Here is a 19,607-nt window from a genome sequence, read left to right on the forward strand (position 1 = left end):
GGCGGTACCCGCCGAGGTCAGCAGTCCCCGGCAGGCATTTCCGGCTGGTCAGCCGGCGGAGCCCTCAGCGGCCTCCGCGCCCTTGCGGGTCAGCCGGCGCCGGCGCATCAGCACCAGCGGAAGCGCGCCCACCAGGCCGGCGGTGGCCGGCAGCGCGGCGCCCGCCGCGTTGATCCCCGGCTGCTCGAAGGTGTCGGGGATGGGCAGCATGCCCCAGCGGTTGATGGGCCAGGCCTTCACGAAGGCACGGCCGACCACATCGTCGAGCGGGACGTACCCGTTGCCCGGCTGGTCCATGTGGTACCTGGAGTCCAGCGAGTTCTGGCGGTGGTCGCCCATCACCCAGATGTGGTCCTTGGGCACCGTCACCTTGAACGGCTTGTCCATCGTGCACGGAGTGTTGTCCGGGTAGACGTACGGCTCGACGAGCGCCTTGCCGTTCACCTTCAGCGGACCGGTGCCGTTGCATTCGACGGTGTCGCCGCCCACGCCGATCACCCGCTTGATCAGGTCCTTCTCCTGCGCGGAGGGCATCAGACCGATGAAGCTGAGCGCCGACTGCAGCCCCCGCGACACCGCGTTGCCGCTGGGCGGCGGGTTCTCGGGCAGCCAGCCGCCCGGGTCGTGGAAGACGACGACCTCGCCGCGGTCGGGCTCGGAGCCGAACCACGGGGTCAGCTTGTCCACCAGAACCCGGTCGCCCTCCTGCAGGGTGTTCTGCATCGAGTCCGACGGGATGGAGAACGCCTGCACCAGGAACGTCTTGATCAGCAGCGCCAGTACCAGCGCGATGCCGATGAGCAGGGGCAGTTCCTTCCAGAACGACCGCTGCTTGCGCTCCGGCCTACGGCGCCGGCCCGCCGCGCCGCTGTCCTCGCCACCGGCCGCACCGGGTTCCGGCGCGGGTTCGTGCCCGGACTCGTTCTCGTGCCCCGCATCGGGGGCCGAGCCGCCGTCCGCCGTCTTCTGGACAGAGCCCGCCGGGATGTCCCCGTCTTCGGGCTCGCCGGATCCGGATCGTGCGCCGACCGCCAGGTCCCCCACGTTCACTCCTCATTCCACGCTGCCGCCTGCGCCATGACTGACGCAGGCCCACCACTCCCATAACGAGCGGGAGTTCCGCAGGAGTCGGGAGGGGGGTCGTTCCTTGCTCATTGTTGGCCGTGCCCACCTTAGTCGGCGGTTCCAGTGCACTTGTGCCGGTCGACCGCGCGTCGGGCACCGAGGCGTACGTCCCCGGCTCCTCCAGTTTGCGCCAATGACCCAGCGGCCACGCGATGACGAACGCCCGGCCCACCACCAGATCCAGTGGCACCGTCCCCTGACCTGCCTGGTCCATGTGGAAACGGGAGTCGGCGGAGTTGGAGCGGTGGTCCCCCATCACCCACACCCGCCCCATGGGCACCTTCACACTGAACTGCGACTGTGAGGGGATATCACCCGGATTGATGTACGGCTCGATCAACGGGGTGCCGTTGACGGTGATCCGGCCGTCCTTGTCGCAGCACTTCACGGTGTCACCGCCGACCGCGACCACCCGCTTGATCAGGTCCTGTTCGCCCGAGGCCGGCAGCAGTCCGATGAAGGTGAAGAACTCCTTCACCTGCTTGACCACCACCGGATCCGGCTTGGGCTTGGGCTCGTTCGCCAACCAGCCGCCCGGGTCCTTGAAGACCACGACATCGCCGCGCTGCGGCGTGCTGCCGAACCACGGAGTCAACTTGTCGACCAGCACCCGGTCGCTGATCCTGATGGTCTGCTCCATCGAACCGGACGGGATGACGAAGGCCTGCAGCAGGAACGTCTTGAGCACCAGGGCGATCAGCAGCGCCACGACGAGCAGCAGCGGTACCTCACGTGCCGCCGACCGGCGCCGCTTGCGCTTGACCTTGCGGGCCAGCTTGCGCCGTTCCGCCCGGGTGGGCCCGCCGCGCGGCACGGATCCGTAGCCGAAGCCGTCGCCGGATCCGCCGCCATCGCCGGCGCCATCGCCGGTGCCGGATCCGTTGCCGGAATCGCGCCCCGGGCCCGTCCGGGCGTCCGTGCCGGCATGCATGCCGGCACGGACCGGCCGGACCGCGCCCGGCCGGTGGTGCCCGTACCGCGGCCTGCCGCGGTTACCCACGGCCCCGACCTGGTTCGGGTATGGCGGCGAAGACCGCCGGACGGTCCAGGGACCGCATACGCCCGATCGGCCAGCCGATCCAGTCGGCCCGCCCGATCACCTCGTCCAGCGGGACGGTGCCGCCGCCGGGCTCGCCGAGATGATCCCGGGAATCCCGGGAGTCGCCACGGTGGTCACCCATCACCCACAGCCTCCCTGCCGGCACTTGGATGTCGAACGGTACCTGGGAGGGTGTATCGCCCGGATACAGATAGCCCTCGTCCAGCGGATGGCCGTTCACCATGAGCCGGCCGAGCGCATCGCAACAGGTGACCCGGTCCCCGCCGATACCGATCACCCGCTTCACATAGTCGGTCCCGCCGGTCCGGAGGAACGATCCGTCACCGTCGAAGACGACGACGTCGCCCCGCTCCGGCTCCCGGCCGAAACGGTACGCCAGCTTGTTCACCAGCACCCGGTCCCCGATCTGCAGCGTCCCCTCCATCGATCCGCTCGGAACGAGGAACGGCTGCACCAGGAAGGCGTTCGCCAGGAAGAGGGCGGCCACACAGGCGACGGCGGGCAGCGCCGTACGCCACCAGCGGGCCACGGACCACCACGGGGGCACGGACGACGGGGACACAGCGAAGCGCGACCGCCGCTTCCCCTGCTGTTCAGCGGGGGAAGAGCGATCGCGCTCCGGGAGTTCTGCGTCCGTGTCCATCGAGCGGAGAGCCTATACGGCCCCGCGATGGGCTCAGTTGTCGCGCTTCTCCTTGATCTTCGCGGCCTTGCCGCGCAGCTCACGGAGGTAGTACAGCTTGGCGCGACGGACGTCACCGCGGGTCACGATCTCGATCTTCTCGAAGATCGGGCTGTGCACCGGGAAGGTACGCTCGACGCCGACGCTGAAGCTGACCTTGCGGACCGTGAAGGTCTCGCGGACGCCGGCGCCCTGGCGGCGGACGACTACGCCCTTGAACTGCTGCACACGCGAGCGGGTGCCTTCGATGACACGCACGTGGACGTTGATGGTGTCACCGGGGCGGAACGCCGGGACGTCGTCACGCTTCGAGGCGTTGTCGACGGAGTCGAGAATATGCATGAAGATCTTCTGCTTCCTTCGCCCATGCCACAGGTCATCGGCGGAACTGTCGTGATGATGATTCGGAATGCCGCTCCATCGGGCGAACGTCGGTCCCCCTGTGGCAGGGGCGCCGCCGGACGTACAGCAGGCGCCTATTCTTCCACGGCGGAGGCCGAGCGCCCAAATCGGCCGTCCGGCAGCTCTTCCCAGCCCAGCTCCGCCAGGAGTTTGCGGTCCAGCTTGTCGAGCGCGGCCGGGTCGCAGCGCTCGATCAGGTCCGGCCGGTTGGCGGTGGTGCGGCGGAACGCCTCGTCACGGCGGAAGCGGGCGACCTTGCCGTGGTGGCCGCTCAGCAGCACCTCGGGCACCTCGCGCTCCCGCCAGACGGGCGGCTTCGTGTAGACCGGCCCCTCCAGGAGGTCGGCCATCGCGCCGGGCGCGAAGGAGTCGTCGCGGTGCGACTCGGCGTTGCCGAGCACGCCGGGCAGCAACCGGGCCACCGCCTCGACGATCACCAGGACCGGGGCCTCGCCACCGGCCAGGACGTAGTCGCCGATGGAGACCTCGCGCACGTCGAAACGGTCGCCGTACTCCTCGATGACCCGGCGGTCGATGCCCTCGTAGCGGGCCGGCGTGAAGACCAGCCAGGGCAGCTCGGACAGTTCGACCGCGAGTTCCTGGGTGAACGGCAGACCACTGGGCGTCGGGACGACCAGCACCGGCCGCTCCTCCCCCGCTTCCGAGGTCACCGCGTCCAGCGCCTCGCCCCACGGTTCCGGCTTCATCACCATGCCGGGGCCGCCGCCGAACGGGCTGTCGTCCACGGTGTTGTGCCGGTCGTGGGTCCAGTCGCGCAGGTTGTGGATCCGCACATCGAGCTGCCCGCGGGCCCGCGCCTTGCCGACCAGCGACACGTTCAGCGGTTCCAGGTACTCAGGGAAGATCGTGATGACGTCGATACGCATCAGGCAGTGCCGTCAGCGCCGTCGGAGTCGCGGGTGCCGCCCTCGGTGTCGCGGGTGCTGGCGATCTCGGCCTCGGCCTCGTTGAGCAGGCCGGGCGGCGGGTCGATCACGGCCCGCTGGTTCTCCAGGTCGATCTCCGGGACGATCTCGCTGACGAACGGGATCATCACCTCGGTACCGTCCGGGCGCTCGACGATCAGCAGGTCCTGTCCCGGCAGGTGCGAGATCTCCAGGATGCGGCCGACCTCCGTACCGTCCACGGTCACCACGTCGAGGTCGACGAGCTGGTGGTCGTAGAACTCCTCGGGGTCCTCGGGCAGCTCCGCCGGGTCCACCTCGGCGATCAGCAGGACGTTACGCAGCGCCTCGGCGCCGTTGCGGTCCCGTACGCCCTCGAAGCGCAGCAGCAGACGGCCGCTGTGCACCTTGCCGGACTCGATGGTCAGCGGGCCGGCGGTGGCCGGGTCCGTGGCCAGTACCGCGCCCGGTCCGAGCCGTACCTCCGGCTCGTCGGTGCGCACCTCGACGGTGACCTCACCCTTGATGCCGTGGGCGCGCCCGATCCGGCCGACTACCAGCTGCACTCTGCTTGCCCTTCACTAAGAATCTGTTCACGCACGGAAGAACCTGTTCCCGCAGGACGGATCCGTTCACGACGATCCGTCCCGGAACACGACAACGGGCCGGGGCCGGCAATCGCCGCCCCCGGCCCGTGCCGGTACTGCATTGGTCTCAGCGGACCTGATCCACGTCGACGAGGTCGACGCGGATGCCACGGCCGCCGAGGGCGCCCACGACAGTACGCAAAGCGCGTGCGGTGCGGCCGTTGCGGCCGATCACCTTGCCGAGGTCGTCCGGGTGGACCCGGACCTCGAGGACGCTCCCGCGGCGCAGGGTCTTCGCAGACACCTGCACATCATCGGGATTGTCGACGATGCCTCTCACGAGGTGCTCGAGAGCCTCCTCGAGCATGCTCAGGCCTCGGTGGTCTCGGCCGGGGCCTCAACAGCGGCCTCGACAGCGTCATCGGCCTTCTTCTCGGCCTTCTCCGCCTTCTTGGCCTTCGGGGTGATTGCCTCACCCTTGGGCTCGTTGCCGGCGTCCTTGGCAGCGGCCTCGAAGAGGATCCGCTTGTCGGCCTTCGGCTCGGCGACGAGCATCGGAGCCGGGGCCGGCAGGCCCTTGAACTTCTGCCAGTCGCCGGTGACCTTGAGGATGGCCATCACGGGCTCGGTCGGCTGTGCGCCGACACCCAGCCAGTACTGGACACGCTCGGTGTCGACCTCGATGCGCGACGGGTTCTGCACCGGGTGGTACAGGCCGATCTCCTCGATGGCCCGGCCGTCACGGCGGGTACGGGAGTCGGCGATGACGATGCGGTAGTGAGGCGAACGGATCTTGCCCAGACGCTTCAGCTTGATCTTGACTGCCACGGGAGTGGGTTCTCCTGGAATTGACGAGGTTGGGCACAGCGGACACCCACGTGGGGTTGTGGGATTCGTGCGCCCAGCGGACGCGTCAGCCGAAGGAGAGAGGGTTCCTGCACGGCTGTCGAGTTCTCAGCTGGCTATTCTGCCACACGGTGACACGCCCGGCTAATCCGAGCGGCCCAGCGGCTTCGGCTCACCTCACCCGACGCCGGCGCCGACGACCTCCGGGATCCGGAACGCCTGTCCGCAGGCCCCGCACATGATCGGCGCCTGGGCGAGGACGGACGGTACGACGCGGACGTTGCGCCCGCAGTCGCAGACGGCCTTGACCCGCACTCCCCCACCGGACGAACCGTGCCGCGCCGCCGGACCGCGGAAACTGCGTCCCGTGTCCGCGGTGGTCGCGACGGTGTGTGCCTTCAGGGCCCGGTGCAGCCGGTCCATGGTGGCTCGATAGCGCTTCTTGGTGTCGGGGCGCAGACCGACCAGGGAGAAGCCGCTGCTGGGATGCGGCTCCTCGGCATGGTCGAGGCCCAATTCATCGGCGATCGCCAGAAAACGGCGGTTGTGGTAGCGGCCGGCTCGCGACGTGTCACGGACGCCGCGTGCTGCGGCGACTCCGTGCACGGCCTCGTGGAGCAGCCTTTCGAAGGAGAGCTCGGTCCCGCAGGCGGACGAGGACTCTCCGATAAGGGACTCTGGCGCGGCCAGATCCGGCAGTTCGGGGTGGTGCCGTTGAATGTCGGCCCACGCGACTGCCAGCTCGGCGGCGAGAACTGGTGGTGTCGTGCTCACGCCGTGACAACGAGCCGGGGTGGCCCAGTGTTCCGATTCCGGGCCACCCCAAATAATTTGCACTCATCGGTCAGTTCCGGAGGATGCGTCCGGCGCGGGGCGGGAGCGGAGGATAGTGGAGAATCCGAACACCCGCCCCGAAGTCGGGACGTATCACCGAAAAATTACGACCGTTTCCGGCCAGCTACCTTCGGCTATCGACTGAGGACCGTCAGCGACCAGCGGTAATGGCCCAGCCCGCGAGCTCCGCACGGAACTCCGTACCGATCCGTACAGAGCTCAGTACGTGGGATCGGTGCGCAGGACTCAGTACGCGCGGGCTACGACCGCGAGCGTGCCCGGGGCGTCGTCGGAGTCCGGCACGGTGCCGTCCTCGGCGATCAGGCACCGCACGGAGACGCTCTGCTCGGCCAGCTTGGCCTCGCCCTCCGGACCGAGATCGGCCCACGGGATGCGGGCCCAGCCGGTGGCGGCGGCCTCGGCCGCCTCCCCGATGGTCGCCACGTCCACGGTGCGCGACTCGCGGCGCTCCAGGCTCTCCCGCAGCAGCTGTGCCTGGTCCTCCTCGAGGATCCCGGGGATCAGGGCCTCCAGCGCGTCGAGCGCCACCGGCTCCTTGCCGCCGGGGATCCGGCGGGCCAGCATCGCGGTGCCGTTCTCCAGGTCGCGCGGACCGACCTCGACCCGCACCGGAACGCCCTTGAGCTCCCAGTCCACGGCCCGGCGGCCGAACGGCGTGTCGGTACGGGCGTCCACCTGGACGCGGATCCCGGCCGCCTTGAGGCGGGCGCCGATCTCGTGCACCTTGGCGATGACCGTGTCGTCGCCCTTGATGGCCAGCACGACCACCTGGACCGCGGCGAGCCGCGGCGGGACGCGCAGGCCGTTGTCGTCGCCGTGCGACATGATCAAGCCGCCGACCATCCGGGTCGAGACGCCCCACGAGGTCTGCCAGACGTGCTCCTGCTTGCCCTCGCCCGACAGGTACGAGGTGTTGAACGCCTTCGCGAAGTTCTGGCCCAGCTCATGGCTGGTGCCCATCTGCAGGGCCTTACCGTCGCCCATCATGCCCTCGAGGGTGAGGGTGTTGATCGCGCCGGCGAAGCGCTCCTTGGCGGTCTTCCGGCCGAGCACCACATCGATGCCGAGGACGTTCACCATGAAATCGGCGTACACGTCCTGGTGGATCCGCGCGGCGTAGGCACGCGCGTCCTCGTAGGTGGCGTGGGCGGTGTGGCCCTCCTGCCAGAGGAACTCGGTGGTGCGCAGGAAGATCCGCGGACGCATCTCCCAGCGGACGACGTTCGCCCACTGGTTGATCAGCAGGGGCAGGTCGCGGTAGCTCTGCACCCACTTGGAGAAGTACTCGTTGATGATCGTCTCGGAGGTGGGGCGGACGACGATCGGCTCGTCCAGCTCCTTGCCACCGCCGTGCGTGACGACCGCCAGCTCGGGGGCGAAGCCCTCCACGTGCTCGGCTTCGCGCGTCAGGTACGACTGCGGGATGAAGAGCGGGAAGTAGGCGTTCTGGGCGCCCGCGTCCTTGATGCGCGCGTCCATCTCCTGCTGCATCCGCTCCCAGAGGGCGTATCCGTAGGGCCGGATCACCATCGTGCCGCGCACCGGGCCGTTGTCGGCCAGTTCGGCCTTGTTGACCAGGTCCTGGTACCAGCGGGGGAAGTCGACCGCCTGAGGCGTGAGAACGGGGGGCTTTGCCATGCCGCAGATGTTACGGGGCGATGACCGCCGGACGTGAATCGGGCCGCCCTCTGGACGGGAGCCCAAAACCGGAGTTGTCTGGCTTTCGGGGACATGCACAAAGCACCGGGGGGCACACGAGGACGGCGACTCGGCTGATTGGGGCGGCTCCGATGACACCCACGCTCGTTCGCGGATCCAGAACACGCGCCGATACCAGGGCGCGGGACTGGGCCGAGATCCAGGAGCGGATGCTGGTACCGCTCTACGAGGCCGTGTACGACCGGCTCGACGTCGGCCCCAGCACCCGGCTGCTCGGGCTCGGCTGCGGATCCGGCCTCGCGCTGCTGATGGCCTCGGCCCGCGGCGCGGCCGTCACCGGCTGCGATCCCGACGAACGCCGGCTCGCGCTCGCCCGTGAGCGGCTGCTCCCCGAACCGCGGTGGGGCGCTCCGGCCCGGCGCAGGGCCCGCGCGGAGTTACGTTTCGGCGGTCCCGTCCGCCCGGCGGACCGGGCGGCCGCGCCGTTCACGATGGTGACGGCGCTGGATCCGGCGTCGCCCTGCGACGAACTGCGGCCCGACCTGACGGCGGCGGCCCGGCTCACGGAGCGCGGCAGTCCCGTGGTGCTGGCCGGCTGGGGTCCCTCCGAGAGGTGTGCCACCTTCCGGGTGCTGTGTGTCGCGGCGCGGCTGGCGGAGCCGCGCGGCCACACGGTCAGGAGCCGGCTCAGCGGTCGCGACGACCTGGAGGAGCTGGCCCGGGACGCCGGGCTGCGGCCGGACGGCTCCGGCCGGGTGGCCTGCCCCTTCGGCTATCCGGACATGGACAGCGCGGTCCGCGGACTGCTCTCCACCGGTCTGTTCGACCCGGCCGCGGAGGCCACCGACCAGCCGCAGGTGGAGAAGGAGCTGGCGGAGGCGCTGCACCCGTACCGGCGGGCCGACGGGACGGTCCGGATGGAGAACGTCTTCCGGTACGTGGTCGCCCGCGTCTGAACTCCGTGCCGTACGCCCGCGGGGAGGCGACCCCGCGGGCGTACGGCACATCCGCGGACCATGCCGACCGCCCCGGACACCGGGGCTTCTGACGGGGCGGCACCCGGTTCGGCGCCTCCGTGGCAGCACCCATGGCACTCCGATGCCAGCGCCGCTCGCGCCCATTCCGGAGTAAATCGTACGATCAGGTCACAACCGGTAGCTTCCTGCCGCCGCACCCCCCGATGGGACGGAGAGGAGCCCGATGACCGATCCGTACCTCCGGGTGCGCGGCGCGCGGGAGCACAATCTGCGCGGGGTCGATGTGGACCTGCCGCGGGACGCACTGGTCGCCTTCACCGGGGTCTCCGGCTCCGGCAAGTCCTCGCTCGCCTTCGGCACGATCTACGCCGAGGCGCAGCGCCGCTACTTCGAGTCCGTGGCCCCGTACGCGCGGCGGCTGATTCACCAGATCGGCGCACCCAAGGTCGACGAGATCACCGGTCTGCCGCCCGCCATCGCCCTGGAGCAACGGCGGTCCGCGCCGGGTTCGCGCTCCTCGGTGGGCACGGTCACCACGTTGTCGAACTCGCTGCGCATGCTGTACTCACGCGCCGGCAGCTATCCGCCGGGCGTCACCGAGCGGCTGGACTCCGACGCGTTCTCCCCCAACACCCCGGCGGGCGCCTGTCCGGAGTGCCACGGGCTGGGGACGGTGCACCGGGTCAGCGAGGACTCGCTCGTCCCCGATCCGTCGCTGAGCATCCGTGAGGGTGCGGTGGCCGCCTGGCCGGGGGCCTGGCAGGGCAAGAACCTGCGCGACATCCTCGACGCGCTCGGCCATGACATCGACGCGCCCTGGCACAAGCTGCCGCAGGAGGCGCGCGACTGGATCCTGTTCACACCGGAGCAGCCGGTCGTCACCGTCCACCCGGTGCGGGACGCCGACCGCATCCAACGCCCTTACCAGGGCACGTACATGAGCGCCGAGCGCTATGTGCTGCACACCTTCGCCGACTCCCGGAGCGAGGCGCTGCGCAAACGGGTCCGGCGGTTCATGACGAGCGCGCCCTGCCCGGTGTGCGGCGGGCGGCGGCTGCGCCCGGAGTCGCTGGCGGTCACCTTCGCCGGCCGGGACATCGCCGCCCTGGCCGCCCTGCCCCTCACCGAACTGGCCCGGCTGCTGCGGGAGACCCCGCATGGGACCGGCTCCGTGGCCGGCACGATCGCCGGGGACCTCGTGTCCCGGATCGAGGCGCTCGGCGAGCTGGGGCTGGGCTATCTGAGCATGGACCGGCCGACGCCGACGCTCTCGGCGGGCGAACTGCAGCGGCTGCGGCTCGCCACCCAGCTGCGCTCGGGGCTGTTCGGCGTCGTCTACGTCCTCGACGAGCCGTCGGCCGGGCTGCACCCGGCCGACACCGAGGCGCTGCTGACGGTGCTCGACCGGCTCAGGGCGGCCGGGAACTCGCTCTTCGTGGTCGAGCACGACATGGCGGTGGTGGCGCGCGCCGACTGGGTCGTCGATATCGGGCCGCTGGCGGGCGAGCACGGCGGCCGGGTGCTGCACAGCGGTCCGGTGGCCGGGCTGGCGTCGGTCGCCGAATCGGAGACCCGCCGGTTCCTGTTCCCCGAGGGGCCGCCGGCCGCCGCGCGCGTACCGCGCGAACCGTCCGGCCTGCTGCGGCTGCACGGTGTCACCCGGCACAATCTGCGCGGCCTCGACGCGGTGGTGCCGCTCGGGGTCTTCACGGTGGTGACCGGTGTTTCGGGGTCCGGGAAGTCGACGCTGGTCAGCCAGGTGCTGGCCGATGTCCTGACGGAACACCTGGGAACGTCCGCCGAGGAGGATCCGGAGGAGGCCGGAGCGGACGAGGTCCCGGCCGGCGGGGGAAGCGCCGCCTCGTACGCCACCTCGGTAACGGGCCTCGAGGCCGTCGGCCGGCTGGTGCGGGTCGACCAGCGGCCCATCGGCCGCACACCACGGTCCAACCTGGCGACGTACACGGGTCTGTTCGACGCCGTACGCAAGCTCTTCGCGGCCACCGACGAGGCACGCAAGCGCGGCTACAACGCCGGGCGCTTCTCGTTCAACGTCGCCACCGGCCGCTGCGAGACCTGCCAGGGCGAGGGGTTCATCGCCGTCGAACTCCTCTTCCTGCCCGGCAGTTACGCCCCCTGCCCGACCTGCCACGGTGCCCGCTACCGGCCGGAGACCCTGGAGATCACCTACCGCGGCGCGAGTGTCGCCGACGTCCTGGCGATGACGGTCGACGCGGCGTACGACTTCCTGGCCGACGTTCCCGCCGCGGCCCGGCCGCTGAGAACCCTGCAACAGGTCGGGCTCGGCTATCTGCGGCTCGGACAGCCGGCCACCGAGCTGTCCGGCGGGGAGGCCCAGCGGATCAAGCTGGCGGCCGAACTGCAGCGCGCGGGCCGCGGGGCGCGCTCGCACACCCTCTATCTGCTGGACGAGCCGACCACCGGGCTGCACCCGGCCGACACCGAACTGCTCATGCGCCGGCTGCACGGGCTCGTCGACGCGGGGAACTCCGTCGTCGTGGTCGAGCACGACATGGATGTGGCGGCCGGTGCCGACTGGATCATCGACATGGGTCCGGGGGGCGGCGACCGGGGCGGGCGGATCGTCGCGGAAGGGGTTCCCGCGCTCGTCGCCCGGTCGCCGCGGAGCATCACCGCCCGCTATCTGGCGCCGAAGATCCCCGGCAGTCCGCCGGTCTGACCACCGACGCCCGCATATCCGGGACTCTTGACATGTACAGGAGGTATCGCTGCACTTGGTGAGGCACCGAGTTGTCCAGACCACTCCCGCGTCATCCCTCTCAGGCAGGAGTCCTCGACCATGCGGTTCTCCCCCCACGCCCGCTTCTCCCGCGGGCCGGCCGCCGTTCTCGGCGTGCTGTTCGGCCTGCTGCTCGCCCTCGCCGTACCGCTCGCGCAGGGGCCGGCGCACGCCGCCGGCGCCGTGCCGCGCACCATTCCCGCCCTCCAGCAGTGGACGGCCGGCAGCGGTTCCTACACCTTCGGCTCCGCCAGCCGGGTCGTGGCCGACAGCGCCTACTCGTCCGCGCTCGGCACCACCGGGCGGGTCTTCGCCGACGATCTGACACAGCTCACCGGGCGGACCGTCACCCTGGTCAGCGGCCCGGCCTCCGCCGTGCGGCCCGGGGACCTGTTCCTCACCCTCGGCTCCACGGACACCACGCTCGGCACCGAGGGCTACGCCCTCACCGTCGGCTCGTCCGTCACCGTCCGGGCCCGGGCCGACGCCGGGGCCTTCTACGGCACCCGCTCGGTGCTCCAGCTCCTCAAGCAGTCCCCCACCATCGCGGCCGGGACGGCACGCGACTGGCCCGCCAAGCCCGAGCGCGGGCTGATGGTCGACGTCGGGCGCAAGTACTTCACCGTGCCCTGGCTGCAGGGCCAGATCAGGGACCTCGCCTATCTGAAGATGAACTACTTCCACCTGCACCTGTCCGACACCTACGGCTTCCGGCTGGAGAGCACCAGCCACCCCGAGATCACCTCCGCCGCGCACTACACGAAGCGGGAGATCACCGATCTCATCGCGCTCGGCGCCCGGTACCACGTCACCGTCGTGCCCGAGATCGACGTGCCGGGCCATATGAACACGACGCTGACCGCCCATCCCGAACTGCGGCTCGTCAACAGCGCGGGCACACCGAGCAACCAGTACATCGATCTGTCCAACCCGGCGGCCTACACCCTCATCCAGGATCTGATCACCGAGTACCTGCCGCTGTTCCCCGCCAAGTACTGGCACCTGGGCGCGGACGAGTACGTCACCAACTACGCCAGTTACCCGCAGCTGCTCAGCTACGCCCGCGCCCACTACGGGCCCGCCGCCACCGCCAAGGACGTCTACTACGGCTTCGTCAACTGGGCCGACGGCATCGTCCGGGCCGGCGGCAAGACGATGCGGATGTGGAACGACGGCATCAAGCAGGGCGACGGCACGATCACCCCGAACGCCGACATCACCGTCGACTACTGGTTCAACTACGGGCTCACCCCGCAGCAGCTCGTCGCGGCGGGCCACACCGTCATGAACTCCAGCTGGACGCCGACCTACTACGTGTACGGCGGCGACAAGCCCAACACCCCGTACATGTACGAGACCTGGAACCCCGAGATCTTCCAGGGCGGCACCACCCTCACCGACCCGTCCCGCAACCGGGGTTCGGTGCTGCACGTCTGGTGCGACAACCCCAACGCCGAGACCGAGCAGCAGACGGCGGCCGGCATCATGACCCCGATGCGTGCCCTGGCGCAGCAGACCTGGGGCTCCCCAGGACTCGTCCCGACGCTGGCGGAGTTCCAGCCGATCGTCACCACTGTCGGCCGCCCGCCCGGCTGGCCCACCGACACCGCCGCCGGCGACCTGGCCCTGGGCCGCCCGGTGACCGTCTCCAGCACCGAGACGCCCGCCTTCCCCGCGGAGGGCGCGGTGGACGGCAGCTACGCCAGTCGCTGGTCCAGCGCCTATTCCGATCCGCAGTGGCTGCGGATCGACCTGGGCAGCAGCCGGGCCGTCAACCGCGTCAAGCTCACCTGGGAGACGGCCCACGCCACGGCGTTCCAGATCCAGCTGTCCGACGACGGCACGTCCTGGAGCACGGTCTACTCCACCACCAGCGCCTCCGGCGGCACCCAGAACCTGACCGGCCTCAGCGGTTCCGGGCGGTACCTGCGGATCTATCTGACCAGGCGCGGCACCGTCTACGGCTACTCACTGTGGGAGGTCGAGGCGTACCACGACGCCTAGGCCGTGTCGTCAAAGTCCCGGCTGCCCGGCGCTTGACTTCAACCTTGGTTCAACTCGCAGGCTGAACACCACATACCGAGCAGCACGCGAGAGATCATCAAGGAGAGCGTCATGATCCTGGTCACCGGAGCAACCGGCAAAGTCGGCGGGCAGGTCGTGTCCCAACTGCTGGGCCGGGGCGCGGCCTTCCGCGCCCTGACCCGCGACCCCGGCGCGGCCCGGCTGCCCGCCGGCGTCGAGGCCGTGGCCGGGGACCTGTCGGATCCGGGGAGCCTGAACGCGGCGCTCGACGGCGTCGACGCCGTCTTCCTGGTCTGGCCGTTCCTCACCACCGAGGCGGCGCCCGGCGTCCTGGAGCGGGTCGGGAAGCACGCGCGCCGCATCGTCTACCTCTCGATGCCGGGAGCGCAGGAGCGGACGGACGGGCCGACGGATCCGATCACCGCGTTCCACGGCGGGATGGAACGGCTGATCGAACGGTCCGGCCTCGAATGGACCTTCCTGCACCCGGTCGGCTTCGCGTCCAACACCCTCGGCTGGGCGGAGCAGGTCCGTGCCGACAGCGTCGTCCGTGATCTGAACGGGGCGCTGGCCCGGCCGCTGATCCACGAGCGGGACATCGCGGCGGCCGCCGTCCGCGTACTGACGGACGGCCCGGACGCCGGGCACGCGGGCGCCGCGTACGTGCTCACCGGCCCCGCTCTGGTGACCCAGGCCGAGCAGGCGCACGCCATCGGCGAGGCGATCGGCCGCCCGGTGCGGTTCGAGGAGATGACGGTCGCGGAGAAGCGGCAGCAGATGCTGACCTGGCTGCCGCCGTCGGGGGTGGACGCGGTCCTGACGGCCTGGGCCGGTATGGCAGGGTCCCCCGAGCCGGTCACCTCCACCGTCGAGGAGCTCACCGGCACCGCCCCGCGCACGTTCCGCGAATGGGCCGCCGACCACGCCGCCGACTTCCGCTGACGCCGTCCGCGGCCGCGCCGTGCCCGGACGGGCGGCGGGACGGGTCAGGCGCCGGGCCACTCCTCGGCGGTGAGCGCGAAGCGCTCGTGGTCACGCCAGTCGTCGTTCAGATAGAGCATGCGCGGTGAGAAGCCCTCATGGCGGAAGCCGAGCCGCTTGGCCATGGCGAGGGAGCGGCCGTTGTCCGGCTGCACGTTGATCTCCAGCCGGTGCAGCCCGAGACCGTCGGGATAGCTGGTGAAGCAGCGGTCGACGACCTGCCGCAGACCCTCGGTCATCCGGCCGGTGCCCGCGTACGGGAGGTAGCTGTCGTAACCGAGAACGCCATTGCGGAACCGGGCCCGGACGATGTTCGCGACATTGACCTTGCCGACGATGCCGCCGTCCTCGTCGTTGATGATCAGAAACGTGCGCAACGACGGACCCTGGCGGCGCAGCAGCTCGTGGAAACCGTCCGGATCCACCGGGTTCCACGGGCTCAGATGATCGGCGGACCGCAGGACGGCCGTGGCGTACGCGTCGGCGTCGCCCGGTCGTGGTTCTCGGATGGATACGCGCATGGCGCCATCATGCCCCGGACGCGAAGAGCGCCCCCTGCTGGGGGCGCTCTTCCGCTGCGGTGCGGGAGGGCGTCAGCCCATGAACTTCTTGAACTCGTCGGGGAGTTCGAAGTTCTGCGCCTCCGGAGCGGCTGCCGCGCCGAAGGGGTTGTCGGCCTGCTCGGCACGGCGGGCGGCCTCCGCCGCCTCGTCCGCCTTGCGCTTCATGGGGTTGCCGCTGCGCTGCTTGCCCTTGGCCTGCTTGACCTGCTTCTTCTTCTTGTTGCCGCCGCCCATGCCGGGCATCCCCGGCATCCCGGGCATGCCGCCGCCCTGGGCCATCCGCGACATCATCTTGCGGGCCTCGAAGAACCGCTCGACGAGGCTCTTGACCGCGCTGACCTCGGTGCCGGAGCCCTTGGCGACGCGGACCCGGCGCGATCCGTTGAGGATCGTCGGGTCCTGGCGCTCGGCCGGGGTCATCGACTTGATGATCGCGGCGGTGCGGTCGACGTCGCGCTCGTCCAGGTTGGCGATCTGGTCCTTGATCTGCCCCATGCCGGGCAGCATGCCGAGCAGCTTGGAGATGGAGCCCATCTTGCGGACCTGCTCCATCTGGGACAGGAAGTCGTCGAGCGTGAACTCCTTCGGACCCTTGGCCAGCTTCTCGGCCATCTTCTGGGCCTCGGCCTGCGAGAAGGTCTGTTCGGCCTTCTCGATCAGGCTGAGCATGTCGCCCATGCCGAGGATGCGGGACGCCATCCGGTCCGGGTGGAAGGTGTCGAACTCGTCGAGCTTCTCGCCGTTGGAGGCGAACATGATCTGCTTGCCGGTCACATGCGCGATGGAGAGCGCGGCACCACCGCGGGCGTCACCGTCGAGCTTGGAGAGCACCACACCGTCGAAGCCGACGCCGTCGCGGAACGCCTCGGCGGTGTTGACCGCGTCCTGGCCGATCATCGCGTCGACGACGAAGAGGATCTCGTCCGGGCTGACGGCGTCACGGATGTCGGCGGCCTGCCGCATCAGCTCCTCGTCGACACCCAGCCGGCCGGCGGTGTCGACGACGACCACGTCGTACTGCTTGGACTTCGCGAACTCGATGGAGTCCTTGGCGACCTTGACCGGGTCACCGACGCCGTTGCCCGCCTCGGGCGCGAAGACCGCGACACCCGCGCGCTCCGCGACGACGGAGAGCTGGGTCACGGCGTTCGGGCGCTGGAGGTCACAGGCGACGAGCAGCGGGGCGTGGCCCTGGCTCTTCAACCAGTGGCCGAGCTTTCCGGCCAGGGTGGTCTTACCGGCACCCTGCAGACCCGCGAGCATGATCACGGTCGGCGGCTGCTTGGAGAACCGCAGCCGGCGGGTCTCGCCGCCGAGGATGCCGACGAGCTCCTCGTTGACGATCTTGATGACCTGCTGCGCCGGGTTCAGCGCCTGCGAGACCTCGAGCCCGGAGGCCCGCTCCTTGACCTGCTTGATGAACGCACGGACCACCGGGAGCGCGACATCCGCTTCCAGCAGGGCGATACGGATCTCGCGCGCGGTGGCGTCGATGTCCGCCTCGGAGAGGCGGCCCTTGCCCCGGAGGTTCTTGAACGTCGCTGCAAGGCGATCGGAGAGGGTATCGAACACGGTGGTTGCGGGTCCTCGCGTCAGGGGTTGGCGGTGGTCGTCCCCCAGGGTATCCGCTGGTGTGCCCTCCATCGCCGGGCAGGCGGGATTGAGCCTGCCCGGCGACGGACGACCGCGGGGCTCAGCGCAGCGCCCGCTCGACCTCGCGGGCGACCTCCGCCGCCCGCACCTCGCCCAGCGGAGCGCCGTCCGCGCCGACGACGTAGAACGCGTCGACCGCGTTCGCGCCGAGCGTGCTGATGCGGGCGGAGCGCACGTTCACCCCGGTCGCGGCCAGGGCGTAGCCGATCCGGTGCAGCAGTCCCGGTGCGTCCTGGGCGCGGATCTCGATCACCGTGGCGACCTGGGAGCTGCCGGCGGCGACCGTCACCCGGGGCGGCGGCGCGGCGAGCGTGCGACGGCGCGGATAGGCCGCCTCGCGTTCGGCGAGACGTGCCTCGATGTCGAGCGAACCGTCGAAGGCCCGCCCCAGGTCGGCGCGGAGCCGGGCGGCCTCCGGCAGCGCACCGTACTCGGCGGCGACCCGCCAGCTGAGCAGCGTCACCGGGCCCTCCCCGATCGGGTCGACGGACCGCAGGTCGGCGGCGCGCACGGTGAGCCGGTGCAGGGCGAGCACCCCGGCGGCCTGCGCGAGCAGTCCCGGCCGGTCCGGGACGGCGAGCAGCAGCTCGACGCCCAGCCCCTCGGGGGTGTTCTCGTCGCCGCCCTCGGGGTCGGGTTCGGCATGGGCGTGCAGCGCGAGCACCGGGCCGCCGGTGCGGGCGGCCTCGACGGCGAGGCGTTCCTCCTCGGCCGTCGGCTCGGCGGTGGCGGGCTCCGGCACCTCGCCGCCCGCGAGCAGCTCCGCGACCCGTTTGACCAGGTCGGCCAGGAGCGAGGCACGCCAATTGCTCCACGCGGCGGGGCCGGTGGCCAGCGCGTCGGCCTCGGTCAGCGCGTGCAGCAGCTCCAGCGTGCCGTTGTCGCGCACCACGTCGGCGACGCCCTTCACGGTCACCGGGTCGTCGAGGTCGCGGCGGGTCGCGGTCTCGATGAGCAGCAGATGGTGGCGGACGAGCAGCGCCAGCGTCTCCACGTCGGCGGGGTTGAACCCGATGCGGGTGGCGACATCGCGGGCGATGACCTCGCCGGCCTCGCTGTGGTCGCCGGGCCAGCCCTTGCCGATGTCGTGCAGCAGGGCCGCCATCAGCAGCAGGTCGGGGCGCCCGACGCGGCGGGTGAGACCGGAGGCGCGGACCGCCGTCTCGACGAGGTGCCGGTCGACGGTCCAGCGGTGGACGGCGTTGCGCTGCGGGCGGCAGCGGACCCGTTCCCAGTCCGGCAGCAGCCGGGTGATGAGCCCTTCGGCCTCCAGCGCCTCCCAGACCTGGACGGTGGCCTCGCCCGCGCCGAGCAGCGTGAGCAACTGCTCACGGGCCTCGGCCGGCCAGGGCACCGGCAGCGGGCGGGCGGCCGCCGCCAGCCGGCGCACCGCGTGCAGGCTGAGCGGCAGCCCGGCCTGGGCGGCCGCGGCGGCGGCCCGCAGCGGCAGTACGGGGTCACGTTCCGGCTTCGCGGCCAGCGCGAGAACGGCTTCGCCCTCGTGCTCGACGACGCCTTCGGCGAGCGGGGTGCGCTCGGCGGGGGCGGCGGCCGGGCCGGAGCGGCCGATGCCGAGCAGACCGCGGCGGCGCGGGCGCGCCTCGCGGGACCGCAGCACCCGGCCGACCTCGCGCCAGGTGACGTCGGCGGCGTAGCCGATGGTGCGGGCGGCCTCGTAGACCTGGCGCAGCAGCGCGTCGGCGTCGAGCAGGCCGAGGGCTTCGGCGACCTGGTCCTGTTCCTGGAGGGCGAGCCGGTCGGTGGCCCGGCCGGTGACCAGGTGCAGGGCGTCACGGGCGTCGAGCAGCCGGGTGCGGGCCTCCTCCAACCCTTCGCGGGGGGCGTCGGCGAGCCAGGACGCGGCGACGGCGCGCAGCGCGGTGGCGTCGCGCAGCCCGCCCCTGGCCTCCTTGAGGTCGGGTTCGAGCAGGTAGGAGAGCTCGCCCTGGCGTTCGGCCCGTTCCTGGCACAGCTCGTGCAGGGCGGGCAGCCGCTTGGGGGCCTGGTTGCGCCAGTCGGCCAGCGTCGCGGTCCGCAGGGACGCGGTGAGGGACGGATCCCCCGCGATGTGCCGGGCGTCGAGCAGCCCGAGCTGGACCTTGAGGTCCTCGGCGGCGGTCCCGCGGGCCTCGGCGGCGGTGCGGACCGAGTGGTCCAGGTCCAGGCCCAGGTCCCAGACCGGGTACCAGATCCGGTCGGCGAGCGCGGAGATCCGGTCCTTGGCGACGGAGGAGTCGTAGAGCAGCAGGAGGTCGAGGTCGCTGCGCGGGGAGAGCTCGCCGCGCCCGTAGCCGCCGACGGCGACCAGGGCGTATCCGGCGACGCCGGTCTCCCCGGCCGCGCCCGCGGCCAGCCCCGCCAGCCATCTGTCGGTGAGTCCCGACAGGGCGGAACGGCGCGGCGGCCCGGACCGCGCCTCCTCGTTGAGGAGACGCAGCCGGGCCGCCGCGTAGCCGCTGGGACCCTCAGGGGTTCCGGCGGCGGATTCGTCGTCCGCTTTCGCTTCGACGCTTTCCGTCACTTGTG

The 19,607-nt window shown here is 71.1% G+C and carries 17 protein-coding genes; 4 read left to right on the plus strand and 13 right to left on the minus strand.

The annotated features are described in order from the left end of the window. Positions 1 to 48 precede the first annotated feature (48 nt). The 10 genes from lepB (G3I60_RS37455) to proS form a co-directional block, all read right to left on the minus strand. The gene (lepB, locus tag G3I60_RS37455; RefSeq protein WP_164298560.1) at positions 49 to 810 is read right to left on the minus strand and encodes a signal peptidase I; all 762 of its coding nucleotides are present in this window, start codon (positions 808 to 810) and stop codon (positions 49 to 51) included. A gap of 34 nt (positions 811 to 844) precedes the next feature. After that, positions 845 to 2,056, minus strand: coding sequence for a signal peptidase I (lepB, locus tag G3I60_RS37460; RefSeq protein ID WP_164298544.1), 1,212 nt, complete (start codon positions 2,054 to 2,056; stop codon positions 845 to 847). Positions 2,057 to 2,117: 61 nt separating this feature from the next. Next, positions 2,118 to 2,828, minus strand: a complete 711-nt coding sequence (gene lepB, locus G3I60_RS37465) for a signal peptidase I (RefSeq protein ID WP_164298543.1) — start codon at positions 2,826 to 2,828, stop codon at positions 2,118 to 2,120. Positions 2,829 to 2,861: 33 nt separating this feature from the next. Continuing rightward, positions 2,862 to 3,209, minus strand: coding sequence for a 50S ribosomal protein L19 (gene rplS, locus G3I60_RS37470; protein ID WP_138356441.1), 348 nt, complete (start codon positions 3,207 to 3,209; stop codon positions 2,862 to 2,864). A gap of 134 nt (positions 3,210 to 3,343) precedes the next feature. Further along, a complete protein-coding gene (gene trmD, locus G3I60_RS37475) occupies positions 3,344 to 4,156 on the minus strand; it encodes a tRNA (guanosine(37)-N1)-methyltransferase TrmD (protein ID WP_164298541.1) in 813 nt (270 codons plus the stop codon). Further along, a complete protein-coding gene (gene rimM / locus G3I60_RS37480; protein WP_138356443.1) occupies positions 4,156 to 4,740 on the minus strand; it encodes a ribosome maturation factor RimM in 585 nt (194 codons plus the stop codon). Before rimM ends, trmD begins: the two co-directional genes overlap by 1 nt. A gap of 148 nt (positions 4,741 to 4,888) precedes the next feature. Next, positions 4,889 to 5,128: an RNA-binding protein gene (locus G3I60_RS37485; protein WP_138356444.1), complete on the minus strand. Its 240-nt coding sequence runs from the start codon at positions 5,126 to 5,128 to the stop codon at positions 4,889 to 4,891. A gap of 2 nt (positions 5,129 to 5,130) precedes the next feature. Beyond that, positions 5,131 to 5,589 (minus strand): 30S ribosomal protein S16, encoded by a 459-nt coding sequence (gene rpsP, locus G3I60_RS37490; protein ID WP_138356445.1) that lies wholly within the window; start codon positions 5,587 to 5,589, stop codon positions 5,131 to 5,133. A 195-nt stretch (positions 5,590 to 5,784) separates the two neighbouring features. After that, the gene (locus tag G3I60_RS37495; protein WP_138356446.1) at positions 5,785 to 6,381 is read right to left on the minus strand and encodes a hypothetical protein; all 597 of its coding nucleotides are present in this window, start codon (positions 6,379 to 6,381) and stop codon (positions 5,785 to 5,787) included. A 306-nt stretch (positions 6,382 to 6,687) separates the two neighbouring features. After that, positions 6,688 to 8,100 carry a proline--tRNA ligase gene (gene proS / locus G3I60_RS37500; RefSeq protein ID WP_164298539.1) on the minus strand — a complete coding sequence of 471 codons (1,413 nt, stop codon included), beginning with the start codon at positions 8,098 to 8,100 and terminating at the stop codon, positions 6,688 to 6,690. A 152-nt stretch (positions 8,101 to 8,252) separates the two neighbouring features. Between proS and G3I60_RS37505 the strand changes: the two genes are divergently transcribed. The 4 genes from G3I60_RS37505 to G3I60_RS37520 all read left to right on the plus strand — a co-directional run bounded on the left by G3I60_RS37505 (position 8,253) and on the right by G3I60_RS37520 (position 14,826). Then, on the plus strand, positions 8,253 to 9,077 hold the full coding sequence (locus tag G3I60_RS37505) for an SAM-dependent methyltransferase (protein WP_138356448.1): 825 nt from the start codon (positions 8,253 to 8,255) through the stop codon (positions 9,075 to 9,077). Between the two features lie 244 nt (positions 9,078 to 9,321). Further along, complete coding sequence (locus tag G3I60_RS37510) at positions 9,322 to 11,799, plus strand: excinuclease ABC subunit UvrA (protein WP_164298537.1); 2,478 nt, start codon at positions 9,322 to 9,324, stop codon at positions 11,797 to 11,799. Between the two features lie 120 nt (positions 11,800 to 11,919). Further along, a complete protein-coding gene (locus G3I60_RS37515; RefSeq protein ID WP_164298536.1) occupies positions 11,920 to 13,863 on the plus strand; it encodes a family 20 glycosylhydrolase in 1,944 nt (647 codons plus the stop codon). Between the two features lie 111 nt (positions 13,864 to 13,974). Then, complete coding sequence (locus G3I60_RS37520) at positions 13,975 to 14,826, plus strand: NAD(P)H-binding protein (RefSeq protein WP_164298534.1); 852 nt, start codon at positions 13,975 to 13,977, stop codon at positions 14,824 to 14,826. Between the two features lie 44 nt (positions 14,827 to 14,870). Here the strand turns inward: G3I60_RS37520 and G3I60_RS37525 are convergent, their stop codons facing one another. From G3I60_RS37525 to G3I60_RS37535, 3 genes are all read right to left on the minus strand, one after another. Beyond that, positions 14,871 to 15,386 (minus strand): GNAT family N-acetyltransferase, encoded by a 516-nt coding sequence (locus G3I60_RS37525; RefSeq protein ID WP_138356452.1) that lies wholly within the window; start codon positions 15,384 to 15,386, stop codon positions 14,871 to 14,873. Between the two features lie 72 nt (positions 15,387 to 15,458). Further along, positions 15,459 to 17,000: a signal recognition particle protein gene (gene ffh / locus G3I60_RS37530; RefSeq protein ID WP_138356453.1), complete on the minus strand. Its 1,542-nt coding sequence runs from the start codon at positions 16,998 to 17,000 to the stop codon at positions 15,459 to 15,461. 121 nt (positions 17,001 to 17,121) lie between these two features. Then, positions 17,122 to 19,602, minus strand: coding sequence for a [protein-PII] uridylyltransferase (locus tag G3I60_RS37535; protein WP_164608321.1), 2,481 nt, complete (start codon positions 19,600 to 19,602; stop codon positions 17,122 to 17,124). Between the last annotated feature and the right edge of the window lie 5 nt (positions 19,603 to 19,607).

The sequence above is a fragment of the Streptomyces sp. SID13666 genome (assembly GCF_010548325.1).
Taxonomy (GTDB): domain Bacteria; phylum Actinomycetota; class Actinomycetes; order Streptomycetales; family Streptomycetaceae; genus Actinacidiphila; species Actinacidiphila fildesensis.

Excerpts from the sequence above, each read along its gene's own strand:
- lepB (WP_164298543.1), bottom strand. The coding sequence starts at position 2,828 with ATGGACACGGACGCAGAACTCCCGGAGCGCGATCGCTCTTCCCCCGCT.
- G3I60_RS37520 (WP_164298534.1), top strand. The coding sequence starts at position 13,975 with ATGATCCTGGTCACCGGAGCAACCGGCAAAGTCGGCGGGCAGGTCGTG.
- G3I60_RS37485 (WP_138356444.1), bottom strand. The coding sequence starts at position 5,128 with ATGCTCGAGGAGGCTCTCGAGCACCTCGTGAGAGGCATCGTCGACAAT.
- G3I60_RS37510 (WP_164298537.1), top strand. The coding sequence starts at position 9,322 with ATGACCGATCCGTACCTCCGGGTGCGCGGCGCGCGGGAGCACAATCTG.
- rplS (WP_138356441.1), bottom strand. The coding sequence starts at position 3,209 with ATGCATATTCTCGACTCCGTCGACAACGCCTCGAAGCGTGACGACGTC.
- trmD (WP_164298541.1), bottom strand. The coding sequence starts at position 4,156 with ATGCGTATCGACGTCATCACGATCTTCCCTGAGTACCTGGAACCGCTG.
- G3I60_RS37525 (WP_138356452.1), bottom strand. The coding sequence starts at position 15,386 with ATGCGCGTATCCATCCGAGAACCACGACCGGGCGACGCCGACGCGTAC.
- lepB (WP_164298544.1), bottom strand. The coding sequence starts at position 2,056 with ATGCATGCCGGCACGGACGCCCGGACGGGCCCGGGGCGCGATTCCGGC.
- G3I60_RS37515 (WP_164298536.1), top strand. The coding sequence starts at position 11,920 with ATGCGGTTCTCCCCCCACGCCCGCTTCTCCCGCGGGCCGGCCGCCGTT.
- proS (WP_164298539.1), bottom strand. The coding sequence starts at position 8,100 with ATGGCAAAGCCCCCCGTTCTCACGCCTCAGGCGGTCGACTTCCCCCGC.
- G3I60_RS37505 (WP_138356448.1), top strand. The coding sequence starts at position 8,253 with ATGACACCCACGCTCGTTCGCGGATCCAGAACACGCGCCGATACCAGG.